The sequence below is a fragment of the Natronolimnobius baerhuensis genome (assembly GCF_002177135.1).
Taxonomy (GTDB): Archaea; Halobacteriota; Halobacteria; order Halobacteriales; family Natrialbaceae; genus Natronolimnobius; species Natronolimnobius baerhuensis.
In genome coordinates this window covers 441753-468556 of sequence record NZ_MWPH01000002.1, presented here as the reverse complement: position 1 = coordinate 468556, position 26804 = coordinate 441753, and the positions used below count along the sequence as shown (strand labels likewise).

Genomic DNA, 26804 nt, shown 5'->3' with positions numbered 1-26804 from the left:
GCGGCCAGTAGACGCCGGTCACGCTGTTGCAGCGACGCGGGCTTCCGCCCGGTCTTTGATTGCCGTATTCATTGCCTCGAAGCCACGCTCGAGGCGGTCGCGGTCGAACAGCAGTGGGACGAGCGCGCCGCGGAACGTTTCGCGGTGAAGCAGTCGCGTTCGTTCGGCCGCTCCATCGTCGTCGAGTGGCTCGAGGTGGAACTCGTGGTAGCCATCGAAGACAAACGGGACGATCAGTCGGCCAGCCCAGGCGAGGCGACGCTTGTCGTCGACGGCGATGACGGTGGGTTTGAACGTCATCCCACGAGAATCCGGTGGTTCGATCCGAACCTCGAGTTGTTCGCCTGTGGCAGGAACGCCTTCGATTGCCCGAACGAACGGGTTCCACTCCGGGTAGCTGTCGAACTCGAGGAGGACGTTCCAGACGACCTCCGGTGGCGCGTCGATTTCTTCGAATAACTCGATCTGTTCCATGTGGTATAGTACCGCACACATGGCAATACCCGTGTTGGTGGCAGCTGACGGGATCGCGAGCCAGCCCTCGAGCACGTTACCGTATCGGGCGAGACTGCTCATCGGTTGCATCGAGTGGAGTTGCGGACTCACTCGAGTCGCCGTGCTGGGGTGTGGATTCAGTGACAGTGTTCGACTGCTGGCGCTGTCCGTCGCGATACTCCGTTCGGTAGGTTTCGATGATCGCGACGAGGACGCCGATCAGGATTGGGCCGACGAACAGGCCGACAAAGCCGAGCGTGTAGACGCCGCCGAAAACGCCGACAAGAATCGCTGCGGGATTGATTCGGGCTCGCTTGTCGATGACGATTGGCCGAACGTAGTAATCGATGAAACTCACGACGATGAGACCGTAGGCGGCCAGAAACACGGCGGCAGTCGGTTCGTCGATGAGATAGAGATAGACCGCAGCCGGTGCCCAGACGATGAACACGCCGATCAGCGGCAAGAACGCCAGAATAACCATCACAATCGTCCAGAACACTACGTTCGAGATGCCCACCAGATAGAAGCCGACGCCGGCGACGAGGGCCTGGACGACGGCAGCAAAGGCGTGGCCGACGACCGCACCCCACGTCGTCCGGTCGATCTGGTCGGTCAACGTCTGGCTAACCGATGGCGAGAGCGGACTCGCCTGGGTAAGCCACGCGACCAGTGCAGGCCCGTCGATGAGCAAATAAAAGACCAGAAAGAGCAACAGCGCAATCCCGAGCGAGGCGTGAAGCATCGAGGCAAACAGCCCCGACACGTCGCCGAAGAAGACGGCGAACATCCACTCGGTGACGAGCGTAATCCCCTCCTCGAGGTTGATTTCAGCTCCTGCGTACTCCGCGATTTTCGATTCTATCAGAGCAGTTTCGATGTTCGATTCGCCCCGGTAGATCACCTGCAAGTCGCCGAGGAACGCAAGGAATACGTACAGCAGCGGAAGGATAATCGCAACGAGACTGGCCAGTATCAGTCCGAGAGCGGAGAGCGGTTCAGCGAATCGAGCGGTCGGGAGACGGGTGCTGAGGACGTCAACTAGCCGAACGTGAATCGGAAAAAGCACGTACGCGAGGAGCAGTCCAAGGAGGACATATTCCAGAAACGGCCGAACGATGCCGACGACGAGGACGACGACAATCGCCAGCAGGAGGAGCAAAAATCCTTTGCCGCGGTTCATGTGCACAGATCTCATTCATCGTAGATGAACGTTTGCATGAGCGATGACGGTGTATATAACTCGAGGCCGGCCCTAGAACCTTTGCTCTCGCGGTCGACTCGAGACCAATGCGTGCCGCAGCCTTTACCGATCTGATCGGCCCGGACGGAGTGAGTGTGATCGACCGCGAGCGGCTCCACCCTAGCCCCGGCGAGGCCGTCGTCGACGTCGCCGCCTGTGCGATCAATCGCCACGATCTCTGGATTCTCGAGGGGGATTCCGCGATGGTCGACACCGATGACCTGCCGTTCGTGACGGGTCTCGACGTGGCCGGAACGGTCCGAGACGTTGGCGAGGGCGTCTCGAGCGTCGAACCCGGCGACCGGGTTGTTCTTTGCCCGAACAAAACCTGCGGGAGCTGTCGGTTCTGCCGCGAGGGGCCCGAAAACCTGTGCGAGAACTTCTCGCTGTATCACGGCGGGCTCGCGGAGGTCGCCTGCGTTGCGGCCGACCGGCTGCTCGCGCTGCCCGACGACGTGTCCATGACAACTGCGGCCGCGATTCCAACGGCGTACATGACTGCCTTCCGCATGCTCCGGCGCGCCGATGTTGGGCCTGGTGATCTCGTGTTCGTCCCGGGTGCGACCGGCGGCGTCGGCGTTGCAACGGTGCAACTCGCGGCCGTGTTGGGCGCGTCGACCATCGGCACCTCCTCGAGCGCCGCGAAACTCGAGTGCGTCCAAGAACTCGGCCTCGAGCACGGGATTCACTCGACCGACATCGACGACATCCGGGAGGCGGTGTCGGAAATCGGCGCGCCGGATGCTGTTATCAACCACCTCGGCGGGGAGTACACTGCACTCGGCCAGCAGGTCATGCGCCGCGGTGGTACGATGGTCATCTGTGGCCGCACCGCAGGCAGCGACTCGACGATTGACGTGCCGGATCTGTTCCTCGAGCACAAGCGTATTGTCGGCTCAACGATGGGGACGCAGGATGACTTACGACGGCTCGTCGGCCTCGTCGCAGCCGGCGATCTCGAGCCCGCGATCAGTGAGACGTATCCACTCGAGGCGACCGGCGAGGCGTTCGCCGCGATGGCAGCGCGCGAGCGCGTCGGAAAGTTCGTCGTCAAACCATAGTCATACTCCCGGGCAAAAACCAGACGAGTTTCAACCGAACGGGGCCGAAACGCTGAGACTGTCCGACAGTATCAGTCCGTCTCGAGTGAGAATCGGCCAGTGGGGAACTCACCGATACCCAGCGCGTCGTTTCTGATGAGAGTCGACACGTACACAACGGCGTCACCCGGAACTGAATCGCCGATGATATACGATTCAGTGAGCGAGTCACCGGGCTCAATCGTCGCCGTTCGCTCTCGAGGTGGGTGTGGTGGCTGTCTGGTGATGGGGTAGATCTCGATGGTGTCGTTTTCGACGTATCGGTCGTGAGCCAGCAGTGTGACTGTCTCGCCGACTGCCACACCAACCCCAAAGTACGGTCGGCCGGTGTGAAACACCTCGAGCGGGGCGGAATGACTGTTGGTCATCGAGCACTCGAGTTCGGTGCCGGTGGCGGTCGCATCGAACGTGACAAAATCGAGTGTGTCGGGATTCTGGCCGTATCCGATCCCATCACTGATGCCATAGCTGACGGTGAACGTCTGGTCGCGATAGTCGACACTCGAGACGTCATCCGCAGAAATCGCTGGCGACTCGGCAAGCAGGTACTCACCTCGGTGAATCGCGTTTGCAACCTCGAGTCGCTGTTCACGGGACAGCGACTCGAACGAAACCGACGATTCCTGCGACTCGTCCGTCAGTTCGCTTCGCAACTGGTAGACGGCACCAGCCGCAGACGGATACGATGTCTCGGCGGACGTCACGGTCACGCCCGCAGAGAGACAGCCGGCGAGCATCCCAGCCGCCCCGACGGCTGCCGATCCGAGAAATGAACGTCGGTCCATACTTTCGTCTCGAGCGGAGGTGTCAAAAAGTATTCGTTTATTGGGATAGGCGTCAACGCACCGGACAACCACACCCAGCACGCGGTGAGTGGAGATTTGGCCGGACACCGCTGGCCCGACCTACTTTGCCGTGCCCGGTGTCGACTCACTATGCCGAACATTGCAATCACTGGTGCGTCAGGTACTGTCGGCCGTGAGGCCATCGACGCATTCTCTGGAAGCGACACGGATGCGTCGCTTACGCTCTTCTCACACAGCGACACCGAAGACCTCGAGACCGAGACGCTCGAGATCACCGACCACGACGCGTTCGTCGACGCACTCGAGGGCCAGGACGTGCTCGTCCACCTCGCGGCGAACCCCGACCCGAGCGCCGAGTGGGAGAGCGTTCGCGGGCCGAACATCGATGGCGTCTACAACGCCTACGAGGCCGCCCTCCAGAACGATCTCGAGCGCGTAGTCTTCGCGAGTTCAAATCACGCGGTCAATATGACGAACGTCGTCTCGGCCGTGCGCCCGGAGTCGACGGTTGGCGAGCCAGACGTCATCCGCCCAGAAGATCCTCCAGCACCAGATACGTACTACGGCGTCACGAAAGTCTTCGGCGAGGCGTTGGGATCGTATTACGCCAAACGCCACGGCCTCGACGTGGTCACCCTGCGAATTGGCTGGGTGCTCACGCGCGAGGAACTTCGTCAAAAACTGAGCGAGTACGACGGCGCAGGCGAGCGGTTTGCTCGTGCAATGTGGCTCAGTCCCGAAGACTGCCAGCGACTCATCCACGCCGCCGCGACGCGCCCGCTCGAGCAGTCACCGACGACGGCCCACGGCATCTCGAATAATTCGGCGCGCTTCCTCTCACTCGCCGAAACGATGCTCGAACTCGGCTATCGACCGCAGGACGACGCCGAGGTCGTGCTATCGGACGACTCGGCAGATCGCGACGGCCTCGAGATAGAATAACGGTCGCTGTCTCCACTCCTCGAGTTTCAGTATCGAAAGACCAAATATCGGACCCCGTCTACACGTCGGTATGGCGATCAAGGTCTCTCAGTCGACGGGCTATGTCCCGAATCTTCAGATGTCGGCGTTCGGGTACGTGATGGGCGCGGTATTGCTCATCATCATGCTTCCCGCGCTGCCGATTCTGATTCCTGTATATGTGGTCTGGCGGGTGTTCTTCGCCGACGAGCCAACAGAGCCCACGTTTGAATCCTGGCGAACCGACGCGGATCGCTACCGGCCGCAGGCACCCCAGCCTGACGAACCCGAAGACGAAGACGACGACTGAACTGTTTCTCGAGAATCAGTCTCTCGCGTAGGTGCGTCTCGCTGTGCTACTGTTCGGTACTCGAGAGTGTGTCTGGTGGGCTACCCGGTAGCTCGTTCCGGTTGTGGGGTGCCTCGAGGTCGAGGTCCGGTCCGCGGGCGATGATCCCGTGTGGAGTCACATCAGGGTGGGTTGTGTAGTAGTGTTCTTTAATGTGGTCCATGTCGACGGTGTCTGCGACTCCGTAGCCGTCCCGCTGGTCACCGACGCTCGTCTGGTATAGGTCGCGCAGGTACGGCCACAGATTGTCGTACTCACGGATCTGACGGACGTTGCACATGAAGTGCGTGTGATAGACATTGTCGAACCGAATGAGCGTCGTGAACATCGCGATATCGGCTTCCGTGAGCTGGTCGCCTGCGAGATATCGCTGGTCGGCGAGGACATCGTCCCAGTGATCGAGCGCGTCGAACAGATCGGAAACAGCCTCGTCGTAGGGTCCCTGTTCCGTCGCGAAGCCGGCCCGATAGACGCCGTTATTAATCGGCTCGTAAATTTCCTCCATAACCCGATCAACCTCGTCCTGCAGGCCCTCGGGATAGAGATCAACGTCCCGGGTTGCAACATCGTCGAACTCAGTATCGAGCATCCGCATCACTTCCTTGGACTCGTTGTTGACGATGGTTTCTTCTTCCGTGTCCCATAGCACGGGGACCGTTACGCGCCCGGTCATCTCCGGATCTGCCTCGACGTACAACTCTCGCAGGTAGTCTGCGCCGTGAATATGATCGCGCGTACAGCCCTCCTTTTCGGGGGTGAACTGCCAGCCATCCTCGCCACGATAGGGATCGACGACGGACACCGAGATAGCGTCCTCGAGGCCCTTCAGCGCGCGCGTGACGAGCGTTCGGTGTGCCCACGGGCAGGCATACGAGACGTACAGGTGATATCGGCCCGCTTCAGGCTGGAATCGGGCATCTGGATCGTCCTGAATCCAGTCGCGAAACGACGTCTCTTGCCGGTCAAACGAGCCGTCCTCGCCGGTTGTCTCGTACGCATCGGTTCGCCACTCGCCATCGACGAGCATGTTCATACCGCACACAAGGTGCTCGAGCCTGAAAGGGACTCGCTAACCCCAGTGTCACCGGCTTGAAAGCGCCAGTGAGTGCATGACACTCTCGCCCCGGTTCCACTCGAGCGTGCGGTGCGTCAGTCCCACTCGAGTCACAGGTGTTTATACACGCAGCGTGAGCACTCGAGGCTATGACGGACAACGGGGACGAACCGGATCGCCACCGCCAGAGCCGGCTGTTCACGGACGATGAGGGCGAATTCGATGCCGACCGCGCACGGGAAGAGTCCCTGCCGGTCGAAGATGGCGAGGTGATCGACACCGACGACCTCGCGGACCATCAACAGTACGTCGAGGGGCGCGGAATCTACGACGAGCGCAATCGAGTCAACGATCTCACGGGCAAAGAGTGGAAGTACGCCACAAAATCGGTGATACCAGAGGGGTATCCGCCGGCCGTCCAACACGACCTGCGAAGCGACCACGGCGGGCAGAAACCGCCCCGCCTCTGTGCGGACCTCATCGGCCGATTCAGCAAGGCCGGTGACACCGTTCTCGACCCGTTTGCTGGCGTGGGGGGCACACTACTGGGCGCGAGTTTCTGCGAACACGAGGGAACCGGGCTTCGCGAGGCTATTGGCTTCGAGCAAAACCAGCGCTGGATCGACATCTATGAGAGCGTTCTCGTCCGGGAAAACGACGAGCGCCGAGAACGCGGCGACCCGCCACTCGAGGCCCAGGATATTCGACACGGCGACTGTGCGGACCTCATCGACGCCGTCCCAGACGACTCCGTCGATCTGCTGCTGACCGACGTTCCCTACTGGCACATGGACGAACTCGAGCAGACGCGCAACGAGCGAGCGACGCGTGAGAGCAAACTGGGTTCGTTTGACGACGATGGCAACGGTAGCGATGAGAACAGCGAGAGTGCCGGGAATACACTCGAGGGGACTGATGACGCCACACTCGAGGACGAGACGGACGGGCAGGCTCACACCCAGTCCAAAGACGAATGGCTCACTGACATGGCTTCGAAGTTCGACCTGTTCGTCGACGCTGTCGACCCTGCGGGCCATGTCGTTGTCTTCATCGGCGATATGTACCGCGAGCAGTCCTACGAGTTCCTTTCAGCGGATCTCGCCCGCGCGCTCGAGGAGCACACGTCACTGTCGCTTGCGGCGAATCTCGTCTGGTACGATCCGACGAAGGACCTCCACGTCTATGGCTATCCGTTCTCGTTCGTCCCGTCGATGGTCCATCAAAACGTACTGGTCTTTCGAATCGACGCGTCGTAGGTCGCGCCACGGTGTGCCAGCCCGGTCTGACCTCCGTCAGTCAGCTGTCTGACGGAATTTTATAGACCCGTACTCCCTCGGTATAGGTGGCGCGCGTTGTGCGGTATCACCCCCATCCCTCATACGGACCGTTGTCCGTCAGTTCCGGTGTGACCGCGACCACTGTGTGGCCACAGCGGGACCTCGGGACAACAACCGTTTCAATCCCCATCCAACGCTACCTCACCAACGCGCCCCATACTTCTGTTTCAAACAGGTATCAAGGCGGATTCCCCGGGCCACCGTGCCCGGGGTTGAAGCCGACACTCGCTGCCACTGACCACAACCTATTAACTACCTCTATCATCTATTGAAGCCTGTGGCAGACGGCTACTTGAGACGCACCGCAATCACCCGCCCCATCCTCACTGACGAGCAACAGGACTTGCTCGATGCCACCATCGATGAGTGGAAAGCTGCCTGCAACATCAGCAGTCGAATAGGATGGAGAGTTGGTGAAACGCGGAAAACCTCCCTCCAAGACCTTGCCTACGACGAGGTGTTAGGGGAAACACGTCTCGGAAGTCAACACGCAATTCTCGCCACTCATCAGGCCGCAGCCGCGCTTGATGGTGTCGAAGCAATCGAAGACCTTGATGAACACTACAAAACGTCTCGACCGGAATTTATCAGTAACACGGTGAAATACGACACTCGGACGATGACGCTGTTCGATGACGGGTCTGTTTCGCTCTCCACGGTCGATGGTCGGATTCAGTGTGATCTGAACCTCCCTGACGAAGAAGACGGGTGTCAACACGAATACCTTAACCACGACGAGTGGGAAGTAACGGAGTCTACGCTGTCGAAGCGTGATGGCGAATACTACCTCCACCTTGGTTTTCGCAAAGACAAGCCCAAGAAACAGGTCGAAAAACAGAATGACGACGAGGACAGGACAGTTCTCGGCGTTGACCTCGGCATCGTCAACATCGCCACCACTAGCACGGCGTACTTCGCGTCGGGGAGGGAACTTCGACACCAGCATCGAGAGTTCGAGCGGATTCGCGGCAACATTCAGCAGACCGGTACACAATCTGCCCATCGAACGATTCAGCAGATGAGCGGAAGGGAGTCACGGTATCTTCGTGACGAACTTCACCAAGTCGCTAACCAGATTCTCGAAGAAGCACGGACACACGACTGCGAGTACATCGCGTTCGAGAATCTAAAACACATTCGAGAACGTGCGCCGCCCGTCAAGGAGTTCCACCAGTGGGCACACCGACAACTCGTTGACCTCGTGGAGTACAAGGCCGAAGCCGAAGGAATAAGCGTCGAGTTTGTCAGCCCGAAGAATACGAGTCGGCGATGCCCGGAGTGTGGGCACACAAGTAAGGGGAACCGGGTGCGACAGGCGGAGTTCGAGTGTGAGTCGTGCGAAGCGACTCAGAATGCGGATTACGTAGGTGCGAAGAATGTTGGGTGGCGGTACGTCCGTCGCGGCCTACAGTCGTCGCAGCGGACGGGCGATAGTCAACTCGCCCTGAAGTCAGGAGCGGTGACGCCAAATCGGGGATTTGTCCCGTCCGACTAACCGTCGGCAGAGGCCGAGTTCACTGACAAGCCCCGCGCCACCGTGCGCGGGGCAGTTGACCTCAGCCAGTTGCCGGTAACAGCGCCGAGTGCAGGTCGTCAACGCGATCTGTTTCAGTAATGAGTGCCACCTCATCACCGACCTCGAGTTCGGTCCCCGGCAGCGGAATCGTCAGCGACTCACGTTCGCGGCCATGCGCGTAGAGCCGCGCAGACGACGGCAACTCGAGGTCGCTGACACGCTTTCCAATGGCAGGCGAGCCGTCCTGAATTTCGATGACGGTCAGTTGCAAGTTCGTCGCGAGGTCGGCAACGACGTTGAAGTCCCCGCCGAGCATCGCCGTTTTTGCCCCCGCTGCGCCCAGTCGCTCGGGGTAGATGATTTCGTCGACCTCGTCGGCGTACTTTCGGTAAATGTCCTCGCGGTAGTCCTCGTCGATCCGAAGCGCGGTCCGACAGTCGTGATGATTGCCGACCATGCAGGCCGCGAAGTTCGTGTTGAGATCCGGCGTGAACGCGCCGACCGCATCAGCGCTCTCGATACCCGCCTCGAGCAGCGTTGCTTCGTCAGCGCCGTTTCCGTGTACTGTCTCGAACCCGTCGTCTGTCGCCCGGTCGATGCGGTCTGTGTCGTTGTCGACGACGACGACCTCGTGGCCCTCCTCGACAAGAATCCGCGCCGTTCTCGAGCCGACCCGGCCGTATCCCACGATGACAAGTCGCATGGTAATATGAGACGTGCTCCGAGGTAAAATACGTTGGTCCCGTCGATCAGTGAGCAGATCGTGTATATATTACTGACAGTAAGAGTGTTCAGACGTGATAAATCAACATCACATATCCATATATATGTATACTTCTACGCGGTCGCAGACGAGAACCTTTAACTAATCGCTGTATCTATGCCTGACCATCCAACATGGGGGCAGCTGAGAGACTCGCTGACTACTTCAACTTCAGCGACCACGACACTGACTACCGTACCGAAACGCTTGCGGGGGTTACGACGTTTCTCGCAATGGCGTACATCATCGTCGTCAACCCGGCGATTCTGAGTGATGCAATCGTTATCGAGGGCTACGACCAGACCGAGGTCTTCCAGATGCTCGCGGTCGTCACGATTCTTTCCTCAATCGTCGCGACCGCCGTGATGGCGTTTTACGCCAAACGTCCGTTCGGACTCGCACCGGGGATGGGGCTGAACGCATTCTTCACGTACACCGTGGTGATCGTCCTGGGCGTCCCGTGGGAACTCGCACTCGCGGCAGTATTCGTTGAAGGGATCATTTTCATGGCTCTTACCGCAGTGGGTGCGCGTAAGTACATTATCGAACTGTTTCCCGAACCCGTGAAGTTCGCGGTCGGGGCCGGTATCGGTATTTTCCTGCTCTTTCTCGGCCTGCAGGAGTTAGACCTCGTCGTCCCGTACGTTGACGCCGATGGTCTTCCCTCTGGAACGCTTATTGAACTCGGAAACGCCATCCAAAGCCCGGTCGCCGCGCTTTCCGTGATCGGACTCGGATTGACCTTTTTCCTGTATGCCCGCGGCATCAAAGGGTCGATCATCATCGGTATCGTGACGACCGCGATTGCGGGCTGGGCAATCACGCTGCTTGGGATCGTCCAACCCGATGTGCTCACGCCAGAGGGAGCCTACGATGATATCACGAACGACGGGATCGTTTCGATGCTCACATCGGTGCAGTACGACTTCACACCGCTGTTTTGGGGCTTTGTTGACGGCCTCAGCATGATCCCAGAAGAGCCACTCGTGTTCGTTCTGGTCGTGTTTACGTTCTTCTTCGTCGACTTCTTCGACACTGCCGGAACGCTGATCGGTGTCTCACAGTTTGGCGGCTTCCTCGACGAAGACGGGAACCTTCCCGAAATCGAGAAACCGCTCATGGCCGATGCAGTCGGGACGACGTTCGGATCGATGATTGGAACGTCGACAGTCACGACCTATATCGAATCTTCGACTGGGATCGAAGAGGGCGGCCGAACCGGCTTTACCGCACTCGTCGTCGGTGCCTTCTTCCTCCTCGCGTTGTTCACGGTCCCGCTGATGACTGCGATTCCGCAGTATGCGACCTACCTCGCGCTGGTTGTCGTCGGAATCATCATGCTGCAAGGCGTCGCTGACATCGACTGGAACGACCCCGTCTGGCTCATCTCGAGTGGGCTGACGATCACCATTATGCCGCTGACGGCCTCTATCGCGAACGGAATCGCAGCCGGGATTATCAGCTACCCGCTGATTAAGACAGCCGTTGGCGACGCTCGCGACGTCTCGCTTGGACAGTGGACGCTGGCAATCGCGTTCATCGCGTACTTCGCCGTGTACTTTGCGATTGAAGCAGGCACCATCACGTTCTGAGACTGCTGAACAATATTTTGTGGCAACCGGGTAGCCGACCGGTGACCTCTTCCCACACAATCCCGTACGGAGACGCATGGCCGACATCACGATGTACGAACTGCCCGGCTGTCCGTACTGCGCAAAAGTCCGCTCGAAACTCGACGACCTCGAGCTCGAGTACGACGTGATCGAGGTGCCACGCTCTCACGGCGACCGAACCGAAGTCGAGCGCGTCAGCGGTCAGACCGGCGTCCCCGTCATCATCGACGAGGCACACGATGTCGACGGCATGCACGAAAGCGACGATATCGTGGCCTATCTCGAGGAGACGTACGCCTGATCGGTTCTGAAAACAGCAGACACAGTGAGCACGAAACCGCGATCAGGCGGCTTCTTCGTGCTCGGCGCGTTCGCGAATCACTTTTCGGAGTTCCGCAGCGTCGTGGAGTTCGTCCAGTTCACCGCGTTCGACAAGTGCGGTGCCGTCGACGGACTCCTGTTTGGCCTGATCGACGACGTAGACCGAGCGCGTATGCGTGACGTGGCCAATCGAACTCATGATTCGGGCGCGTTTTTCGGCGGCTTTGGTGAACTTCGAGTGGCCAGTCAGAACGACGTCTTCGTCGTCGTCTTCCTCGCGACTCACGGCTTTGAACGGTGAGCGAGCAGTCGGATGGACCTTGTAGCCGGCGCGCGTAAGGACCGCGACGACGCGTTCGTCGTCGGGATCTGCCTCGGGGTCCTCGGGCATCGCGTCGGTTTCGTGGACTTCCTCTGCGCCATCGAGGACATCGACTGGACTGGTCAGTGGCGCGTCGAACAGTTCCTGCAGCGCCATCGCAATCTCGACGGAAGCGTTCATGCCATCCTCGTACTTCGAGACCGTCCGGCGGGAGACGCCGAGTTCGTTCGCGAGTTGGCCGAGACTCCAGTCGCGACCCTCGCGTTCGTCGGCGAGCAAGTCGCCGTCGATGTTAACGTAAAGCCCGCCAGGTGCCGCATAGATCAAGGGCGGCACGTCCTCGATAAAGAGGTTGTACGCCGTATCTGGACTGAAGACCGGGACACCGTGGCGGAAGTACACGACATCCGGTTTCAGATCCTCATCACGACTGCGCAGGCCGATCACCAGCGGCGTCGCCTCAAGGTAGGTCCCAAGGCGGCGCATCTCGTGGCCGGTCGCTTGGTTGAAGGCGTCGATGTTACCCAGAATCTTCACGAGGACCAGGTCTTGGCCGCGACGGGCGGCGATATCGAAGCTCTTCGGTCGAATCGCACACCGGTCGCTGACCACAAATCCCGCGTCCTCGAGCATCGCGGTGACGTTGCCGACCAGTGCGGAACGAGACATAGAGGGGAATAAGCTATTCCTGCTATAAAAGAGTTTTCCCGAGACCTCCCTGCCGTGACGCGGTTCGAATGCGTACTGGCAGTATAGTTATATAGGGTCTGCTCTTGCTATGGCAGTAGATCACGCATATGCCTGCTCTGTCTGTTGGCTGGCGTCCCGAAAGGCGTTACTCCGTGCTCGCCTAATCGGCGATAATGACCGTCGTCGGACTCGACGATACCGATTCCCGCGAGCGCGGGATGTGTACGACCTACGTCGCCGCCACCATCGCTCGAGCGTTACAACGTGAGGGTGCTTCCGTCTCGCGACTGCTTCTCGTTCGGCTCAATCCCGCTGTCGAGTACAAGACACGGGGGAACGCCGCGCTGGCGATTCACACCGATGCCTCGCCCGCAGTCGCGTTCAACCTCGCGCGCGAGCACCTCAGCGACCTCGCCGAAACTGCCGACGAGCGTACCCATCCCGGACTCGTTGTCACCGGCGACGACCCCGACGCCGTCCCCGATGAAATCGCCGCGTTCACCACCGACGCGATCCGTGACCACCTCGAGATCGCGGACGCCCGCGAGTTGTGTACACGCCACGACTACCAAACGTGGCACGTTGGTGACGGCCGTGGGCGAATCGGTGCACTGGCTGCCATCGGTGCGTGGAACGCACGTTCTGAGTGGACCTATGAACACATCTCCTATCGCGAACCCGAGCGCTGGGGGACACCTCGTGAGGTCGACACCGAGAGCGTCTTCACCGCAGCCGAGTCGGCGTATCCAACCGTCTGGGATACGGTCGACCGCAGCGAGTACGATCCCGTCTGCGTGCCACACACACCCGGTCCAATCCTCCACGGCATCCGCGGTGACGACGCCGAGGCCGTCCGGACCGTCGCCGAGCACATCGAGAGCGAACCCGTCGCCTCGAGCCAGCTATTCGTGACCAATCAGGGAACAGACGCCCACCTTCGGGACGCTCGAGACGAGTCTCTTGACACAGCACAGGACGGGTACGCGTACCGACTCGAGGGTCGCGTCGCCACCGAACCAGAGACGCGACGCGGTGGACACGTCTTCGTCACGCTCGAGGATGTTGTCGACGGCGAGGATACTGCTACTACTGCTGGGGCCGACACCGGAGATGACCGTTCCCGCCTCGAGTGTGCCGCGTTCGAGCCGACCAAGCGCTTTCGTGACCACGTCCGCGCGCTGCGCGTCGGCGACCGCCTCACCGCCTGTGGCGAAGTGTCGACGGGAACGCTCAAACTCGAGAAGTTTGCCGTTCGCGACCTCATCGACACTGAACGCGTGACGCCGTTGTGTCCGGACTGCGAGCGCACGATGAAAAGCGCCGGCCGAAATCAGGGGTATCGCTGTCGTGACTGTGGGACGACTGCGCCAGGCAAACGCGAGGTCCCACTCGAGCGCACCCTCGACGTGGGCTGGTACGAGGTCCCGCCGTGTGCGCGACGTCACATCGCTAAACCGCTGGTTCGTGGCGGGTTTGACGGGCCGACACATCCGGAGCGATAGCTCACGACGGTGGGGTGCGCAAAAATAATCGGCAGGAGTTAGTGACTCAGTTGCGGCGGCTGAGGAACAACACGAGCGCTGCGCCCATGCCAGCAAAGACGACAACAGGGCCGAATCCGGGGATGCTGTCGCCATCGAGGTCAACACCGAGGTAGGCTGCGGCCGCGTCGGTGTCCATCTCGGCGAACTCGCGGTCACCCTCGCCGGGGTCGTAGACGGTTGTCTCGTCGTCGACGAGTCCGTGCTCGCTGAGGTCGTCCGCCAAGAGCTCTTCGCCCTCAGTGTTCTGGAGGTAGACGTAGGTTGCAACGCCGTCATCCTCTTCGGTTCCGGCGATCTGTGTCAAGACGATATCGTCACCGAACAGGCCACTCTCGACGAGTGACTCCGTGCTGTCGAACTTCGCTCCCGCTTCGAACGTGACGGTTTCGCTGTCGAAGTCCGCATCGACCTTTGCGATCTCGAGATCTGCGTTCTCGAGCGTCGAGGCGAAACTACCCAGTTCATCGGATTCGTGCTGGAACTCCTGGGCAATCGAGGTCAGGACGGTCTCTGCGAGGTCGTCCATGCCGACTTCGACCTCACCGTCGATCTCGATCTCGCCGTCATTGGTTGTCGCGGTGAACTCGAAGATCACTTCTTCGTCACCGACATCAACGCCGCGGTCGGCGAGTTCGTCCGTGTACGCTTCGTAGTTCTCCGTGTCGCTTTCGGCTTCGAAGATGATCTCGATCTGGTCCTCGTCGGTGAACGCGACTTCGCCGTCCCACTCGAACGTGGTTCGGAGGTCTGCGGCCTGCTGAGCCTCAAGCATGGTGTCGAACTCCTCGAGTTCCTCATCGAAGAGGTCCTCATCGTCGACGGTTGCCTCGCTGAGTTCGACGAACGCCTCGAAGACGCTCGCGTACTCACTGATCTCGACGTCCCAGGTGGCTTCGATCTCCTCGGCACTCGAGGTCATGTTGAACGCGATTGTCTCGATCTCGAGTTCGGTGATCTGGGCGGCGATCTCTTCGGCGTCTTCCTGTGAGATGTCTGCGGCAGGATCGTCTGCGAGTTCCTCGGCGAATGTGGTCTCGAGGCCCTCGTCGATGCCTTCGTAGGTGATCGTGTACTCGAGTTCCTTCCAGTCGGTGAAGTCGTCGATCTCCTCGAAGTCGTGGTGGTGGATCTCAACAGTTGCCTCGCCGCCGAGTTCGTCTGCGAGGCCAGCGTATTCGGCCTCGAGTGCGGCCTTGGCGTCTGCTTCAGTCTTCCAGTCGTCGGGGTTCGTCGAGAATGTGTCTGTGACGGTCTCCTCTTCGGTAACGGAGAGTTCGTAGCCGTCTGCGGTATCGCTGAGTTCGAACGCAAACGTCTCTTCTGGCGTGTCGTCGAACATAGCCTCGCCGAAGTCGACGACGACGTTACCGGAGGTTGTGAACGTGTCTGCGGTTACGTCTACTTCACCGGACGTACTCGCGGATTCGAACAGCGATGGAGCCTGTTGCTGTGCGTTCGGCTCGAACGATGCCTGTTCGATGTCGTTTGCGTCGTCGCCATCACCGATCAGCGCGTAGATATCCGCGCTGAACTCGTTCGTGTCTGCAGTCTGCTCACCGACGATTTCAACGTCGAGGTCCTCGAGTTCCGGTGGCTGTTCCATTGCGAGTGCGCCACCGGCCGTGAAGAGGTCGTCCTCGAGTGCGGCGCTGAACTCGCCTTCGATGTCCTCGTCGCCTTCGGCATCGCCGGCGATGAGGACGTGTGCGAGGCCCTCGCTCACGTCTGCACCGAGTTGGAACTCGGAGATGTCGTCATTATCGTCCTCGTAGACGAGGACGCCGCTTCCGTTGTCTTGCAGATAGACTTCGTCTGCGGCACCGAAGATCGAGGCGTCCTCGAGGTCGTCGTATGCCTGGACGTCTGTATCTGTCTGTGTCTGTTGGTCTGCTGCGACGATTCCTCCTGTGGCGGCCATCGCAACCATCGACAGTGCAACAAGCGCAGCGAGTGCGATTGCTGTCACTGAACGGTTGCGGGTAGCCGGCGAACGGCTGCGTCCCTTCCCTGTTGACATGTACTCTCCTGTTCACAGCCATGACTTATAAACGTTCAAATGAGATTTCCGAGTCAGAAAGTCCGTGATGGTATCCCGTATCACGGGAGAGGAAGCTGTGGGATCGAGCGGTCAGTTCGCTCAGTAAATTTTATACGAATTCTGATAGACGTGCTCGCCCGGCCTGTACTCACGACACACTGACGCCACGGCGAACGAGAAAATCGCTCGCCGCTTTGATCTCGATGGGGCTTCCGATAATCCGGCAGTAGTCGTCTGCTTCGTCGAAAATCGAGACCGTAAACTCGTCGTCGAGTTGGGACTCGAGGCCGGAAAGGGCGTCTCGAGCGATCACGATCTGTGTGCTATCGCGCAATTGTGCCGAATCGGGCATCGTACGGCCCGAGTTTTACCCGCCCCGCGTTTATGCGTGTCGAAGTATATTTGGATTGGTAATGTTCGTCTGTGGGCGCTCGAGAGCAGGTAGAAGAGCAGATCAGGTCACGGAACGAGAAGCCGCATGTCGCGGCTCTGTCAGCGATGACCTGACGGCAAATTAGACGACGCGCATGGAAAGTGTTTTTCGGCGCGGGCGGTTGCATAGAGACAAATGGGGATCGAGGACGAGATCGAAGCAATCGAGGACGAAATCGCCAACACCCCCTATAACAAGTCGACCGAGGCCCATATCGGCCGTCTCAAGTCGAAACTGGCGGAGAAAAAGGAAAAACTCCAGAACCAGAGTTCGGCGGGCGGCGGGACGGGCTACTCGGTCGAAAAACACGGCGATGCGACCGTCGCGTTGGTTGGCTTTCCGAGCGTCGGCAAGTCATCGCTGTTGAACTCGATGACGAACGCCGAAAGCGAGACTGGTTCCTACGAGTTTACGACGTTGGATGTGAACCCGGGGATGCTCCAGCATCGTGGCGCAAACATCCAGATGCTTGACGTGCCAGGACTCATCGAGGGCGCAGCGACGGGACGTGGCGACGGTCAGCAGGTGCTGGCGGTTGTCCGGAACGCGGACCTGATCATCTTCATGCTCTCGGTGTTCGAAATCGAGCAGTACGACCGCCTTCAGGAGGAGTTGTACGACATCAACATCCGCGTCGATCAGGAACCCCCGCGCGTGACCGTGCGCCCGAAGATCAAAGATGGAATCAAGATCACCTCGAGTACGGACCAGGACCTCGACGAGCAGACGATCAAAGACGTCCTGCGCGAACACGGCTACGTCAACGCCGACCTCAACTTACAGGAGACGCTCACCATCGACCGACTGGTCGACGGTCTCATGGAAAATCGCGAGTACATTCCCTCGATCACCTGTGTCAACAAGGTCGACCTCATCGAACCCGACTACAAGGAAACCGTCGACGAGAAACTTCGCGAGCGCGACTTAGACCCCGAGGAAGTGACGTTCATCAGTGCCGAGAAAGAGAAGGGGCTTGAGGTGCTGAAAGACCGCCTCTGGGACAACCTCGGCCTGATTCGCGTCTACATGGACAAACCTGGACGTGGCGTCGACTGGGAGGAACCACTCGTCGTCAAGCAGGGGACGACCATCGGCGAAGCCATCGAAAAACTCGGCGGCGAGATGGAAGAGCGATTCCGCTTCGCCCGCGTCAGCGGCCCGAGTGCGACCCACGACGAACAGCAGGTCGGGACCGACCACGTCCTCGAGGACGAAGACGTGTTGAAACTAATTCTGCGCCGGTAGCGCTGATTCGTCCGTTGTCCGTCCGTTGTTCGTCCACGCTCGGACGTACTGGAACCTGCGACTACACATCGTCGACTGTGACGGTCCCCAACCCGTGTGAATTGATAGCATTATCTGATGCTTCGATGTAGTCTTCGGTATGTCTGAGTTTGGGGCACTCTCGCTGGTCCCGCCGCTCCTTGCAATCGTGCTCGCGATAGTGACTCGGCGACCGATCCTCTCGTTGTTTCTCGGCATCTGGTCCGGCGGTGTCATCGCGACTGGAAGCATCGGCATCGGGCAGACCTTTGGCTGGATTACGGAATCCATCGGCGACGTGTTCCACGCGAACATCCTCGTCTTTACGCTGTTGCTCGGCTCTGGCGTGGCGCTCATCTGGCGACTCGGCGGTGCAACGGCCGTTCGAAACTGGGCGACCACCCGACTCGCCTCAGCGCGGGCGGTCGGGCTTGCAACCTGGGTACTTGGCATCCTCCTCTTTTTCGACGACTACGCAAACACGGCCATCGTTGGCTCGACGATGCGGGAAATCTCCGACCAACTGCGTATCTCTCGAGAAAAGCTCTCTTACATCGTCGACTCGACGGCCGCCCCCGTCGCCACGCTCGGCCTCTCGAGTTGGGTTGCGTTCCAGTTGTCGATGATCGACGAGGGCTATGCGAGTCTCGTTGAGCACGAGGACTACGACGTCGCGGCGGCCGACACGCCGGGCGCGTTCGAGACGTTCGTCGGTTCGATTCCCTTTAACATCTACTCGCTGCTCGCCATCGTGATGGTCGGCATTATCGTCCTTTCGAGGCGTGATTACGGCGAGATGCTCACGGCCGAACGCCGCTCGAGGCGGACGGGGAACGTGACGCGCGAGGACGCGAATCCGTTACAGGAAGTCGAAGCGGACCTCGGCGAGCCAATCGAGACGAAACCGATGCTCCGGACCTTCTTCGCGCCGATTGTCGTCCTGATCGTCGTGACCCTGATAGGGGCGTTCTGGACTGGCTATCAGGAGTGGGTAATTGAACAGGACGAGGCTGGAGCAACGACTTCGCTCGAGGCGGCGATGAGCGACGCCGGAACGGTGCAGGTGTTGGTCGACATCGTCGGTGCGAGTGACTTCGCGGCTGCGCTCGTCTGGGGGTCGTTCGCGATGGTAGTCACGGCAATCGTGATTGGACTCGCCTACGATCTGTTCGATATCGGAGACAGTGTGGATACGGTTCTCGACGGCTTCTCGATCATGCTCACCGCAGTGACGGTGCTCGTGCTCGCGTGGTCGATCAGCGCTGTTGCTGAGGACCTTGGAACTGGCGACTACGTCGCTGCCGCAGCGGAGGGCGTCGTTTCGCCGGCACTCTTACCGATTGTCGTGTTGTTCGTCGCGGCGTTCGTCGCGTTCACGATGGGCTCGTCATGGGCGACAATGGGAATCGTAACGCCAATCGCGATTACGGTTGCCTACGACATTACGGGCGCGTTTGATCTCATGCCTGTGATTATTGGAGCCGTCTTCTCCGGTGCAATCTTCGGCGATCACACGTCACCGATCTCGGATACGTCTGTGCTTTCATCGACCTTTACCGGCGCAGACCTCATCGATCACATCCGCACACAGCTGTACTACGCGAGCACTGTCTTACTCGTCGTCGTCATCTGCTACGCGCTCTTTGGCTATCTCGACGTTCCACCGGCAATCTATCTCCCACTCGGCGTTATCTTGCTCGTCGGACTCGTCTATGGCCTCTCGAGTGCCGATGCCGCCCGCCGGGGTGTCGAACCGATAGCGGAGACAACGGATCACGAACAGCCCCGCGAACGTGAGTAGACCGCCGCCTTCGCCACGCTTTTGAGATTTCCGGGCGTAGATTTGCGTATGGAGGGCACGCTCGACCACACGATGCTCCGCGTCTCGGACCTTGAGGAATCGCTCGACTGGTATCAGACCCACCTCGAGTACGAAGAAAAAGACCGCCACGAGGGCGACGGGTTCACCATCGTCTACCTCGGTCCCGAAGACATGCACGAGGACGGCGCACTGCTCGAGTTGACCCACAACGAGGGCGCAGACGACCTCGAGGTCGGCGACGCCTGGGGCCACATCGCCGTTCGCGTTCCCGACGGTGAACTCGAGGAGCACTACGAGCAGTTGATGGACGAAGGCGTCGAGGACTACCGCGATCCCGAATCCTGTGACTACAACTACGCGTTCGTCACAGATCCTGACGGCCACGAGATCGAGATTGTCAAACGCGACGTCGGCGCGCTCTGGAGTATCGATCACACGATGATCCGCGTCGAAGACGCCGACGAGGCCATCGGCTTCTGGACGCGCAAATTCGGTTACGACGAGGTCGGCCGCTGGGAGGCAGACTCCTTCGCGAACTACTTCATGGAACCTACCGATGCCGCCGAGGAGGCGATGTCGGTCGAACTCACCTACAACTATGACGGCCGCAGTTACGACATGGGCGACGCCTGGGGACACCTCTGTGTCCGCGTCGACGACCTCGCAGACGACTGGGACCAGCTCATGACCCGCGAGGCCGACGACTACCGCGACCCCGAGAGCAACGACAACATGTACGCCTTCACAACGGATCAGGACGGCCACGAAATCGAACTCATCGAGCGCGATCTCGAGGCCGACTCGCTGTTCCCGTTCTAATCTCCATCGGCGACGGGGCCGATTTTTTCGCTCGAGAACGTAATCGCCTCACGAGCGGTGCGTTCTGACGGCCGAAAACCGGAAGTCAGTACCGAGACGGAATGTTTAGGCGCAACCGGAGCGATTGGACCGCTCAATGACTGGTTGTTCGGAGTCGAATACGAGCGACGACAGTATGCAGTCACTGGTGAGCGAAAAACGAACCGACGGCGGTGAGTCCCCCGCGATTGAGTCGGCATCGATAGCCGCGTACGAGGACGTCACGTACGCCGAACGCGACGCCGGCGAGTTGAAACTCGACCTTTACGTCCCCGAGACCGACGGGCTAACACCGCTTGTCGTCTACATCCATGGCGGTGGCTGGGTCTTCGAGACCCGGAAGAACGCACCCGACCTCGAGCGGTTCGCAGCGGAGTGGGACTGTGCGATAGCAAGCGTGAGCTACCGGTTAGCAACAGTCCCGGACGACGTCACCCTGCCGTTCGACGTCGACCCCGACAATCAGACACCGAGAGGAGTCTTCCCCGATCAGATCGTGGACGTCAAGGCCGCGATCAGGTGGCTCCGAGCGAACGCTGACGAGTACGGCTTCGACGAGGATCGGGTCGCAACGTGGGGCGCATCTGCAGGCGGCCACCTAGCCGCGCTTGCCGGCGTCGTCGACGACGTGACCGATATCGCTGGGGACGCATATCCGGCCGATGCGGTTGTGAAAGCGGTCGCACCTGACGAGTCCGGCGTTGTGCAGGCGGTCGTCGACTGGTATGGGATTCACGACCTCCAGAAACTGCCGGGCCACAAGAGTTCGCTCGAGTCCTTCCTGCTCGGCGGTCCGCTCTCGGAGAACCAGGACAAGGCCCGGCGAGCGAGTCCTGTTACCTACGTGACGCCGGATGACCCACCGTTTCTCCTCATGCACGGCCGTACGGACCAGGTTGTCGACGTCGAGCAGAGCGACGGGTTGTTCGAGGAGTTGACCGCAGCCCACGTCGACGCGACGTATTATGAACTGCTGGAACTCGGCCACGTCTGGGGTGCTGACTCCGAACGAACGGCGATGTCCGTCCTCGAGTCGGATCCCAGGCCTGCCCAAACGGTCAGGGCAATGGCTCACCTCGAGGAGGGCGAATCGACGGAGACCATGCTCGGGGAGCGACCGCCGGCGGGACCGGACGCAATCGGAACGTTCCTCGCAGAGACGCTTCGATAATCGCGAGTGTCTGCAGCGGTTCGCCTGTGTGACTGCCTCGATCAGCACCATTATTGAGTTCGTCGTGAGACCTAGGACGTGATGACAGTCCCAACACAGACGCTGCCGAGTGGCGACGAACTGCCGATGATCGGCTTTGGAACGTGGGAACTCGAGGGCGAGACCGTCCGCGAGTCCGTCCAGGCCGCACTCGAGGCTGGCTATACGCACATTGACACGGCGGAGGGGTACATGAACGAAGCCGAAATTGGCGAGGCGCTCGCCGAGGCCGACGTCGACCGCGATGAGCTCTTTCTCACGTCGAAGGTGCTCGCGAAGAACCTCCACTACGACGACGTGATCGCCTCCTGTAAGGCAAGTCTCGAGAAGTTGGGGACGGACTACCTCGACCTGTACTTGATCCACTGGCCCAACCCCGCGATTTCGGTTCGCGAGACGCTGCACGCGATGGAGACACTCCACGAGGAGGGACTCGTCCGTAACATCGGCGTCTCGAACTTCAGCGCCTACCAGTTGAGCGCGGCCCAGCACGTCTCTGACGTCCCGATTGCGGTCAATCAGATCGAGTTCCATCCGTGGTTCCAGCGCCCCGACCTCGTTGAGTACTGCGAGGAAACGGACACCGTGCTCGAGGCCGCAGCGCCGCTTGGCCGAACGGACGTCTTTGAGGACGAGGTCATCCAGGAACTGGCCGAGGAGTACGAGAAATCGCCCGCACAGATCGCTCTCCGGTGGGCCATCGAGCGCGATGTCGTTGTCCTCCCGCGGTCGACGACACCCGACCACATCGAGGCGAATATCGATCTGTTCGACTGGGAACTCACGGACGAAGATCGCCAGCGACTGGACGACCGCGACCGCAACGAACCGGTGTACGACACGCCTGCACGCGACTGGAACAGCGACGTGTGGGGAATCCCGCAGTAAGGGGACGACGGTCGCACTCGCGCTGGAGTTGCGTTAGTGAACCGTTCGGTCGTCGCTCGTGTCGATCTCCTCGAGTGGCTCGTGATTGCCCCGAACTGGCTCCGAGAGGTCCGCGTTCGGAGTGGCCCACTCGACGGCGTTTGCCAGTACCTGTTGAATCTCGTCGTTGTGATAGACGGGATAGGTCTCGTGGCCCGGTCGGAAATAGAAGATTTTCCCACTGCCGCGGCGGTAACAACAGCCCGAACGGAACACTTCGCCGCCTTCGAACCACGAATTAAAGACGAGCGTTTCGGGCTGTGGAATATCGAAGTGTTCGCCGTACATCTCGGCTTCCTCGAGTTGGATGTACTCGTCGATGCCGTCGGCGATTGGGTGGCTTGGTTCGACAACCCAGAGACGCTCGCGCTCGGCAGCTTCGCGCCATTTGAGCCCGCAGGTGGTGCCCATCAGTTCTCTGAATATCTTCGAGAAGTGTCCCGAATGGAGGACGAGCAGGCCCATTCCCTCGAGGACGTGGTCTTTGACCCGCTCGACGATTTCGTCGTCGACCTCGTCGTGGGCGGTGTGGCCCCACCAGGTGAGCACGTCCGTCTCTGCGAGGACGTCCTCGGTCAGGCCGTGTTCAGGCTCTTGGAGCGTCGCGGTTTGGGTGTCGAAGCCGTGGTCCTCGAGTGCCTCCGCGATGGTCGCATGAATCCCATCGGGGTAGAGGTCTGCGACGGTGTCGTTTTCCTGTTCGTGGACGAATTCGTTCCAGACAGTGACCTGCGTTCCCATATTCCCATCTCACTTGTCCGGGGCAAGCGGCTTGGTAAAGCGGCAAAACGTATCGACTCCAAGTGAGACAGATAGTCAGGGTTGGGTGACTGCGCCACGCTCTCGCAGAACATAGTCACATGCGGCGACTACGAGCGCGCCGAGGGCGGTGACGACAAGCACCATCGGATCGGACGAAACGTAGAGACTCGGTGTCGGATGACGATACCACGTAACGGGGTAGAGCCACGCCCCCGCAGCGCCGTCAGCGTACGCCTTCACCCCATCCACGAGCAGATGTGAGAGCGCGCCCGCGAGCAGGACGCCGAACGCCCGACGGTGCTGTGTCGTCAACACCATCGCACCGATTCCAGCAAGCAGTATCGTCCCGCCAAGTGTATGTATCGCATCGAGACCGACCGGCACGCCGAGGACCGCCTCGAGCGTGGCGTCACTGACGAACATCCCAATCCGATTGACATCGGGGATCAACGCACCGATCATCGCGATGGCGACCCAGCGGCGTGTCACCCACTCGAGTCGCCAACTCACTATCGTTGCGAGGGCGTACGCGATGAGGACGTGAGAGAGCAGTTCAGCCATCGTCGGTCACCTCCGTCGACGATGAGTCTGTCGACTGGCCCGCTGACTGCGACGATACGTGCGTCCGAGGCTCGAAGCCGAGTTCGGCCAACGACAGTCGCCAGTATCGGAGGAAATACCCCACGGCGAAGATGACGCCAATAACGGACGTGATGAGTTTGTACGTCGTTGCCGTTGGGCCGTCGTCGACCACGACGAATTGATCAGCGTCCATCGTTCGATCTGCCTCGAGTACGCCATAGACTTGTACGACACCGCCCGGTTCGACCGGGTCGGTGATGCCGGTCACCTCGAGTTCGGCCGCAATGGTATCCGCGGAATCGGTGACGTGGATGACTGTTGGTCCGGTCTCGGAGTCGTGTTCGTGGACGGTGCCAAACAGGAGCACCTGCTCACCGACAGACGCGTCGTACTCCGCCTGTAACTGGTCGCCGCTGGGGTGGGGCCACTGCTCGTCATACGTCGCGCCGTAGTGGACAGCGAGTCCACACAGTGCGAGTGCGAGCACGATGACGACCGCAAGTCGAACGGCGAAGCGCATTCGTCTCCGCACTCACAGAAGATGCACTTGGGCGTTGCGTTTTTGTGGCTACGATGTCTCCGCCGACAACCTGCTCGAGGCGGAGACTTTTGCGCGCTCGGTTCGTAGTTGCAGTATGACAACACACGTTCTCGTCCCAATTGACGGCTCATCACAGGCATGGGATGCACTCGATCATGCAGCAGACGTTCACGGGAACGACCGGATTACGGTGATACACGTCATCAACCCGGCTGACGGAGTTGCAAGTGACTATGGCGGCGGTGGCTACGCCGACCCACAGACCCAGGCTCGTGCACGCGAGCGAGGCGAATCCCTCTGTGAAGAGGCACGAAAACGCATCGAGGAACAGTGTGATCCGTCCTGTTCACCTACTCTCGAGACAGCCATCGAGACTGGACAGCCGGCACGAGCTATCGTCGCCTACGCAGACGAACACGATGTCGACCAGATCGTCATGGGCAGTCACGGGCGCTCCGGTGTCGCCCGATTACTGCTTGGAAGCGTTGCTGAGACTGTGACTCGGCGAGCACGCGTCCCAGTGACGATTGTTCGATAGCTCACTCGAGGATTGTTTGAGTCTCGTTTTGCGGACCGTTGGAGTGTCTTTTCGAGGACTGTTTGAGTCTGTTTTCGAGAAGTGTTCGATACCCTTCTCGAGCGTGAGATCATTGTAGAGGTGGATTATTTTTTAGAAAACTGTCGATAAAACTGACGTGTGGGCTGGAGTAGTAATACCTTCAACAAGTTTATGCCCTTCCCGGTCACTTTCTCGGAACGAATGCTGACTGGCTGGCGGTATCGTGTGGTCGCGTTACTCGGTGTCATTGGGATCACCGTCGCCACCGTCGTCGCCGCCAACCACCCGATTTCGCAGTCGATCTTTACGACGTACGTGCCGCTTTTTAATCGCCTCGAGGTGACGGTCCTCACGAACGGATCGCTGCTGTGGGCACTCACGTTGAGTGTTCTCGCGGTGGGTGTTGCACTGTGGCCGCTGTACAAACCTCGCCCACGGCGCATCCTCGACACCGTCGTCATGGCCCAAAAGCGAGTGTTCGTCGCTGGGTTAGGACTCGCTGCACTGGGCTACTTCAAGTGGTCCCATCGCCTCCCTCGAGCGACGCTTGCGATGATCGTCGGCTTGCTCGCGGTCGTGATTCCGGCGTGGTTCGTCTGGATTCGACGACGGCCTGCTGGCTCCGACGGGCGAACGCTGATCGTCGGCGACGATCTAGCACAGATCGAGCGCATCGCCCCCGAAATCGACGCCCCTGTTCTTGGCTATCTCTGTCCGTCGACGCTCAGCCAATTTATGTTCGACGAGACAGCTGTCGACGGGTCGGAAACGGACTCGATCCGCGCAGACGGTGGCCTCGAGATGACACCGCCAGCGTCGTCGACCGAGAACGGCAACGGGGCCGACAACGACGTCGCCCACGGACCACTTGACCTCGAGTCACTCTCCCGGCTCGGCGGGCTGTCTCGACTCGAGGATACGCTCGTCGAACACGATATCGATACGGTCGTGCTGGCGTTTCAGCGTGCTGACCGTGCGGAGTTCTTCGGCGCGCTCGATGCCTGCCACGAACACGGCGTCGACGCGAAAGTCCACCGGGAGTACGCAGACAGCGTCCTCGTCTCGAAAGGCGATGTCGGCGATCTGGTTGCTGTCGACCTCGAACCGTGGGATCCGCTGGATCACCTGTTCAAGCGGGTGTTCGACGTGGCCTTCGCTGCGATTGGACTGGTCGTGTTTGCGCCGCTCATGCTGGTCCTCGCGGCGGCAGTCAAACTCGACAGTCCTGGCCCGGTGCTCTATAGTCAGGACCGTACCGCTGGCTTTGGCGAGACGTTCCCTGTCTACAAGTTCCGCTCGATGGTTCCCGAAGGCGAGTCCGCAACGCCATCCGACGACGACGAAAACGACCGGATCACGCGTGTTGGGTCGATTCTCCGCACGACGCATCTGGACGAGCTTCCCCAACTGTGGTCGATCTTCGTCGGGGACATGAGCGTCGTCGGCCCGCGAGCCGCCTGGACCGAAGAAGAGGTCCTCCTCGAGGAAGACGCACCGGCCTGGCGCAAGCGCTGGTTCGTCAAACCCGGACTCACCGGGTTGGCCCAGATTCACGACGCCAAGAGCACGGATCCGAACACCAAACTGCGCTACGACCTCGAGTACATCCGTCGCCAGTCGTTCTGGCTCGACGTGAAAATCGTCGTTCGACAGGTCTGGAACGTTCTTGCGGATGTACTCGCGACGGTTCGGTAGG

The 26804-nt window shown here is 60.1% G+C and carries 26 protein-coding genes; 15 read left to right on the top strand and 11 right to left on the bottom strand.

From position 1 onward, the window contains the following. Positions 1-18: 18 nt before the first annotated feature. Together B2G88_RS08595 and B2G88_RS08590 are read right to left on the bottom strand one after the other, a co-directional pair. Positions 19-474, bottom strand: coding sequence for an SRPBCC domain-containing protein (locus B2G88_RS08595; protein ID WP_054862885.1), 456 nt, complete (start codon positions 472-474; stop codon positions 19-21). Positions 475-550: 76 nt separating this feature from the next. Then, positions 551-1678, bottom strand: a complete 1128-nt coding sequence (locus B2G88_RS08590; protein ID WP_087714538.1) for an AI-2E family transporter — start codon at positions 1676-1678, stop codon at positions 551-553. Between the two features lie 107 nt (positions 1679-1785). On the opposite strand from B2G88_RS08590, the gene B2G88_RS08585 reads away from it, so the two are divergent. Then, the gene (locus tag B2G88_RS08585; RefSeq protein WP_087714537.1) at positions 1786-2799 is read left to right on the top strand and encodes an alcohol dehydrogenase catalytic domain-containing protein; all 1014 of its coding nucleotides are present in this window, start codon (positions 1786-1788) and stop codon (positions 2797-2799) included. 71 nt (positions 2800-2870) lie between these two features. On the opposite strand, the gene B2G88_RS08580 is transcribed toward B2G88_RS08585, so the two are convergent. Beyond that, positions 2871-3623, bottom strand: a complete 753-nt coding sequence (locus B2G88_RS08580; protein WP_087714536.1) for a twin-arginine translocation signal domain-containing protein — start codon at positions 3621-3623, stop codon at positions 2871-2873. Between the two features lie 150 nt (positions 3624-3773). Here B2G88_RS08580 and B2G88_RS08575 point away from each other — a divergent pair, with 150 nt between their 5' ends. Both B2G88_RS08575 and B2G88_RS08570 read left to right on the top strand, forming a co-directional pair. Then, positions 3774-4586: an NAD-dependent epimerase/dehydratase family protein gene (locus tag B2G88_RS08575; RefSeq protein ID WP_054862869.1), complete on the top strand. Its 813-nt coding sequence runs from the start codon at positions 3774-3776 to the stop codon at positions 4584-4586. A 70-nt stretch (positions 4587-4656) separates the two neighbouring features. Beyond that, positions 4657-4914: a DUF7535 family protein gene (locus B2G88_RS08570; protein WP_054862868.1), complete on the top strand. Its 258-nt coding sequence runs from the start codon at positions 4657-4659 to the stop codon at positions 4912-4914. Positions 4915-4960: 46 nt separating this feature from the next. Here B2G88_RS08570 and B2G88_RS08565 read toward each other — a convergent pair whose 3' ends face one another. Beyond that, on the bottom strand, positions 4961-5986 hold the full coding sequence (locus B2G88_RS08565; protein WP_087714535.1) for a glutathione S-transferase family protein: 1026 nt from the start codon (positions 5984-5986) through the stop codon (positions 4961-4963). 170 nt (positions 5987-6156) lie between these two features. Between B2G88_RS08565 and B2G88_RS08560 the strand changes: the two genes are divergently transcribed. Then, on the top strand, positions 6157-7263 hold the full coding sequence (locus B2G88_RS08560; protein WP_087714534.1) for a DNA methyltransferase: 1107 nt from the start codon (positions 6157-6159) through the stop codon (positions 7261-7263). 358 nt (positions 7264-7621) lie between these two features. After that, positions 7622-8839 (top strand): RNA-guided endonuclease InsQ/TnpB family protein, encoded by a 1218-nt coding sequence (locus B2G88_RS08555; protein ID WP_087714533.1) that lies wholly within the window; start codon positions 7622-7624, stop codon positions 8837-8839. Between the two features lie 61 nt (positions 8840-8900). Here B2G88_RS08555 and B2G88_RS08550 read toward each other — a convergent pair whose 3' ends face one another. After that, positions 8901-9563 carry a potassium channel family protein gene (locus B2G88_RS08550; protein ID WP_054862867.1) on the bottom strand — a complete coding sequence of 221 codons (663 nt, stop codon included), beginning with the start codon at positions 9561-9563 and terminating at the stop codon, positions 8901-8903. A 194-nt stretch (positions 9564-9757) separates the two neighbouring features. On the opposite strand from B2G88_RS08550, the gene B2G88_RS08545 reads away from it, so the two are divergent. Next, on the top strand, positions 9758-11215 hold the full coding sequence (locus tag B2G88_RS08545; protein WP_087714532.1) for an NCS2 family permease: 1458 nt from the start codon (positions 9758-9760) through the stop codon (positions 11213-11215). A gap of 76 nt (positions 11216-11291) precedes the next feature. Next, a complete protein-coding gene (locus tag B2G88_RS08540; protein WP_054862866.1) occupies positions 11292-11537 on the top strand; it encodes a glutaredoxin family protein in 246 nt (81 codons plus the stop codon). Positions 11538-11579: 42 nt separating this feature from the next. Here B2G88_RS08540 and B2G88_RS08535 read toward each other — a convergent pair whose 3' ends face one another. Further along, positions 11580-12548, bottom strand: a complete 969-nt coding sequence (locus B2G88_RS08535; protein ID WP_087714531.1) for a transcriptional regulator — start codon at positions 12546-12548, stop codon at positions 11580-11582. Between the two features lie 194 nt (positions 12549-12742). Here B2G88_RS08535 and B2G88_RS08530 point away from each other — a divergent pair, with 194 nt between their 5' ends. Then, on the top strand, positions 12743-14071 hold the full coding sequence (locus tag B2G88_RS08530) for a tRNA(Ile)(2)-agmatinylcytidine synthase (protein WP_087714530.1): 1329 nt from the start codon (positions 12743-12745) through the stop codon (positions 14069-14071). A 46-nt stretch (positions 14072-14117) separates the two neighbouring features. Here the strand turns inward: B2G88_RS08530 and B2G88_RS08525 are convergent, their stop codons facing one another. Beyond that, complete coding sequence (locus tag B2G88_RS08525; RefSeq protein ID WP_087714529.1) at positions 14118-16130, bottom strand: hypothetical protein; 2013 nt, start codon at positions 16128-16130, stop codon at positions 14118-14120. Between the two features lie 169 nt (positions 16131-16299). Then, positions 16300-16503 carry a VNG_1110C family protein gene (locus B2G88_RS08520; protein ID WP_054862865.1) on the bottom strand — a complete coding sequence of 68 codons (204 nt, stop codon included), beginning with the start codon at positions 16501-16503 and terminating at the stop codon, positions 16300-16302. Between the two features lie 216 nt (positions 16504-16719). On the opposite strand from B2G88_RS08520, the gene B2G88_RS08515 reads away from it, so the two are divergent. From B2G88_RS08515 to B2G88_RS08495, 5 genes are all read left to right on the top strand, one after another. Further along, on the top strand, positions 16720-17829 hold the full coding sequence (locus B2G88_RS08515; RefSeq protein ID WP_087714528.1) for an OBG GTPase family GTP-binding protein: 1110 nt from the start codon (positions 16720-16722) through the stop codon (positions 17827-17829). 139 nt (positions 17830-17968) lie between these two features. Beyond that, a complete protein-coding gene (locus tag B2G88_RS08510; RefSeq protein ID WP_054862864.1) occupies positions 17969-19648 on the top strand; it encodes a Na+/H+ antiporter NhaC family protein in 1680 nt (559 codons plus the stop codon). Positions 19649-19696: 48 nt separating this feature from the next. Continuing rightward, complete coding sequence (locus B2G88_RS08505) at positions 19697-20488, top strand: VOC family protein (RefSeq protein WP_054862863.1); 792 nt, start codon at positions 19697-19699, stop codon at positions 20486-20488. Positions 20489-20624: 136 nt separating this feature from the next. Next, positions 20625-21698: an alpha/beta hydrolase gene (locus tag B2G88_RS08500; RefSeq protein ID WP_245835333.1), complete on the top strand. Its 1074-nt coding sequence runs from the start codon at positions 20625-20627 to the stop codon at positions 21696-21698. An 81-nt stretch (positions 21699-21779) separates the two neighbouring features. Beyond that, positions 21780-22625 (top strand): aldo/keto reductase, encoded by an 846-nt coding sequence (locus tag B2G88_RS08495; protein ID WP_087714527.1) that lies wholly within the window; start codon positions 21780-21782, stop codon positions 22623-22625. Between the two features lie 33 nt (positions 22626-22658). Here the strand turns inward: B2G88_RS08495 and B2G88_RS08490 are convergent, their stop codons facing one another. The 3 genes from B2G88_RS08490 to B2G88_RS08480 form a co-directional block, all read right to left on the bottom strand. Further along, entirely contained in the window at positions 22659-23405 is a 747-nt protein-coding gene (locus B2G88_RS08490; RefSeq protein WP_087714526.1) for a ThuA domain-containing protein, read from the bottom strand. Between the two features lie 75 nt (positions 23406-23480). Next, positions 23481-23987, bottom strand: coding sequence for a metal-dependent hydrolase (locus B2G88_RS08485; protein WP_054862862.1), 507 nt, complete (start codon positions 23985-23987; stop codon positions 23481-23483). After that, a complete protein-coding gene (locus B2G88_RS08480) occupies positions 23980-24528 on the bottom strand; it encodes a hypothetical protein (protein WP_054862861.1) in 549 nt (182 codons plus the stop codon). Before B2G88_RS08480 ends, B2G88_RS08485 begins: the two co-directional genes overlap by 8 nt. 115 nt (positions 24529-24643) lie before the next feature. On the opposite strand from B2G88_RS08480, the gene B2G88_RS08475 reads away from it, so the two are divergent. Then, positions 24644-25087 carry a universal stress protein gene (locus B2G88_RS08475; RefSeq protein WP_054862883.1) on the top strand — a complete coding sequence of 148 codons (444 nt, stop codon included), beginning with the start codon at positions 24644-24646 and terminating at the stop codon, positions 25085-25087. 222 nt (positions 25088-25309) lie between these two features. Next, complete coding sequence (locus B2G88_RS08470; RefSeq protein ID WP_054862860.1) at positions 25310-26803, top strand: sugar transferase; 1494 nt, start codon at positions 25310-25312, stop codon at positions 26801-26803. Position 26804: the final 1 nt, after the last annotated feature.

Bases quoted from the DNA above. Each gene is read 5' to 3' on its own strand.
- B2G88_RS08595 (WP_054862885.1), bottom strand. From the start codon at position 474: ATGGAACAGATCGAGTTATTCGAAGAAATCGACGCGCCACCGGAGGTC.
- B2G88_RS08590 (WP_087714538.1), bottom strand. From the start codon at position 1,678: ATGAACCGCGGCAAAGGATTTTTGCTCCTCCTGCTGGCGATTGTCGTC.
- B2G88_RS08585 (WP_087714537.1), top strand. From the start codon at position 1,786: ATGCGTGCCGCAGCCTTTACCGATCTGATCGGCCCGGACGGAGTGAGT.
- B2G88_RS08580 (WP_087714536.1), bottom strand. From the start codon at position 3,623: ATGGACCGACGTTCATTTCTCGGATCGGCAGCCGTCGGGGCGGCTGGG.
- B2G88_RS08575 (WP_054862869.1), top strand. From the start codon at position 3,774: ATGCCGAACATTGCAATCACTGGTGCGTCAGGTACTGTCGGCCGTGAG.
- B2G88_RS08570 (WP_054862868.1), top strand. From the start codon at position 4,657: ATGGCGATCAAGGTCTCTCAGTCGACGGGCTATGTCCCGAATCTTCAG.
- B2G88_RS08565 (WP_087714535.1), bottom strand. From the start codon at position 5,986: ATGAACATGCTCGTCGATGGCGAGTGGCGAACCGATGCGTACGAGACA.
- B2G88_RS08560 (WP_087714534.1), top strand. From the start codon at position 6,157: ATGACGGACAACGGGGACGAACCGGATCGCCACCGCCAGAGCCGGCTG.
- B2G88_RS08550 (WP_054862867.1), bottom strand. From the start codon at position 9,563: ATGCGACTTGTCATCGTGGGATACGGCCGGGTCGGCTCGAGAACGGCG.
- B2G88_RS08545 (WP_087714532.1), top strand. From the start codon at position 9,758: ATGGGGGCAGCTGAGAGACTCGCTGACTACTTCAACTTCAGCGACCAC.
- B2G88_RS08540 (WP_054862866.1), top strand. From the start codon at position 11,292: ATGGCCGACATCACGATGTACGAACTGCCCGGCTGTCCGTACTGCGCA.
- B2G88_RS08535 (WP_087714531.1), bottom strand. From the start codon at position 12,548: ATGTCTCGTTCCGCACTGGTCGGCAACGTCACCGCGATGCTCGAGGAC.
- B2G88_RS08530 (WP_087714530.1), top strand. From the start codon at position 12,743: ATGACCGTCGTCGGACTCGACGATACCGATTCCCGCGAGCGCGGGATG.
- B2G88_RS08525 (WP_087714529.1), bottom strand. From the start codon at position 16,130: ATGTCAACAGGGAAGGGACGCAGCCGTTCGCCGGCTACCCGCAACCGT.
- B2G88_RS08520 (WP_054862865.1), bottom strand. From the start codon at position 16,503: ATGCCCGATTCGGCACAATTGCGCGATAGCACACAGATCGTGATCGCT.
- B2G88_RS08515 (WP_087714528.1), top strand. From the start codon at position 16,720: ATGGGGATCGAGGACGAGATCGAAGCAATCGAGGACGAAATCGCCAAC.
- B2G88_RS08510 (WP_054862864.1), top strand. From the start codon at position 17,969: ATGTCTGAGTTTGGGGCACTCTCGCTGGTCCCGCCGCTCCTTGCAATC.
- B2G88_RS08505 (WP_054862863.1), top strand. From the start codon at position 19,697: ATGGAGGGCACGCTCGACCACACGATGCTCCGCGTCTCGGACCTTGAG.
- B2G88_RS08500 (WP_245835333.1), top strand. From the start codon at position 20,625: ATGACTGGTTGTTCGGAGTCGAATACGAGCGACGACAGTATGCAGTCA.
- B2G88_RS08495 (WP_087714527.1), top strand. From the start codon at position 21,780: ATGACAGTCCCAACACAGACGCTGCCGAGTGGCGACGAACTGCCGATG.
- B2G88_RS08490 (WP_087714526.1), bottom strand. From the start codon at position 23,405: ATGGGAACGCAGGTCACTGTCTGGAACGAATTCGTCCACGAACAGGAA.
- B2G88_RS08485 (WP_054862862.1), bottom strand. From the start codon at position 23,987: ATGGCTGAACTGCTCTCTCACGTCCTCATCGCGTACGCCCTCGCAACG.
- B2G88_RS08480 (WP_054862861.1), bottom strand. From the start codon at position 24,528: ATGCGCTTCGCCGTTCGACTTGCGGTCGTCATCGTGCTCGCACTCGCA.
- B2G88_RS08475 (WP_054862883.1), top strand. From the start codon at position 24,644: ATGACAACACACGTTCTCGTCCCAATTGACGGCTCATCACAGGCATGG.
- B2G88_RS08470 (WP_054862860.1), top strand. From the start codon at position 25,310: ATGCTGACTGGCTGGCGGTATCGTGTGGTCGCGTTACTCGGTGTCATT.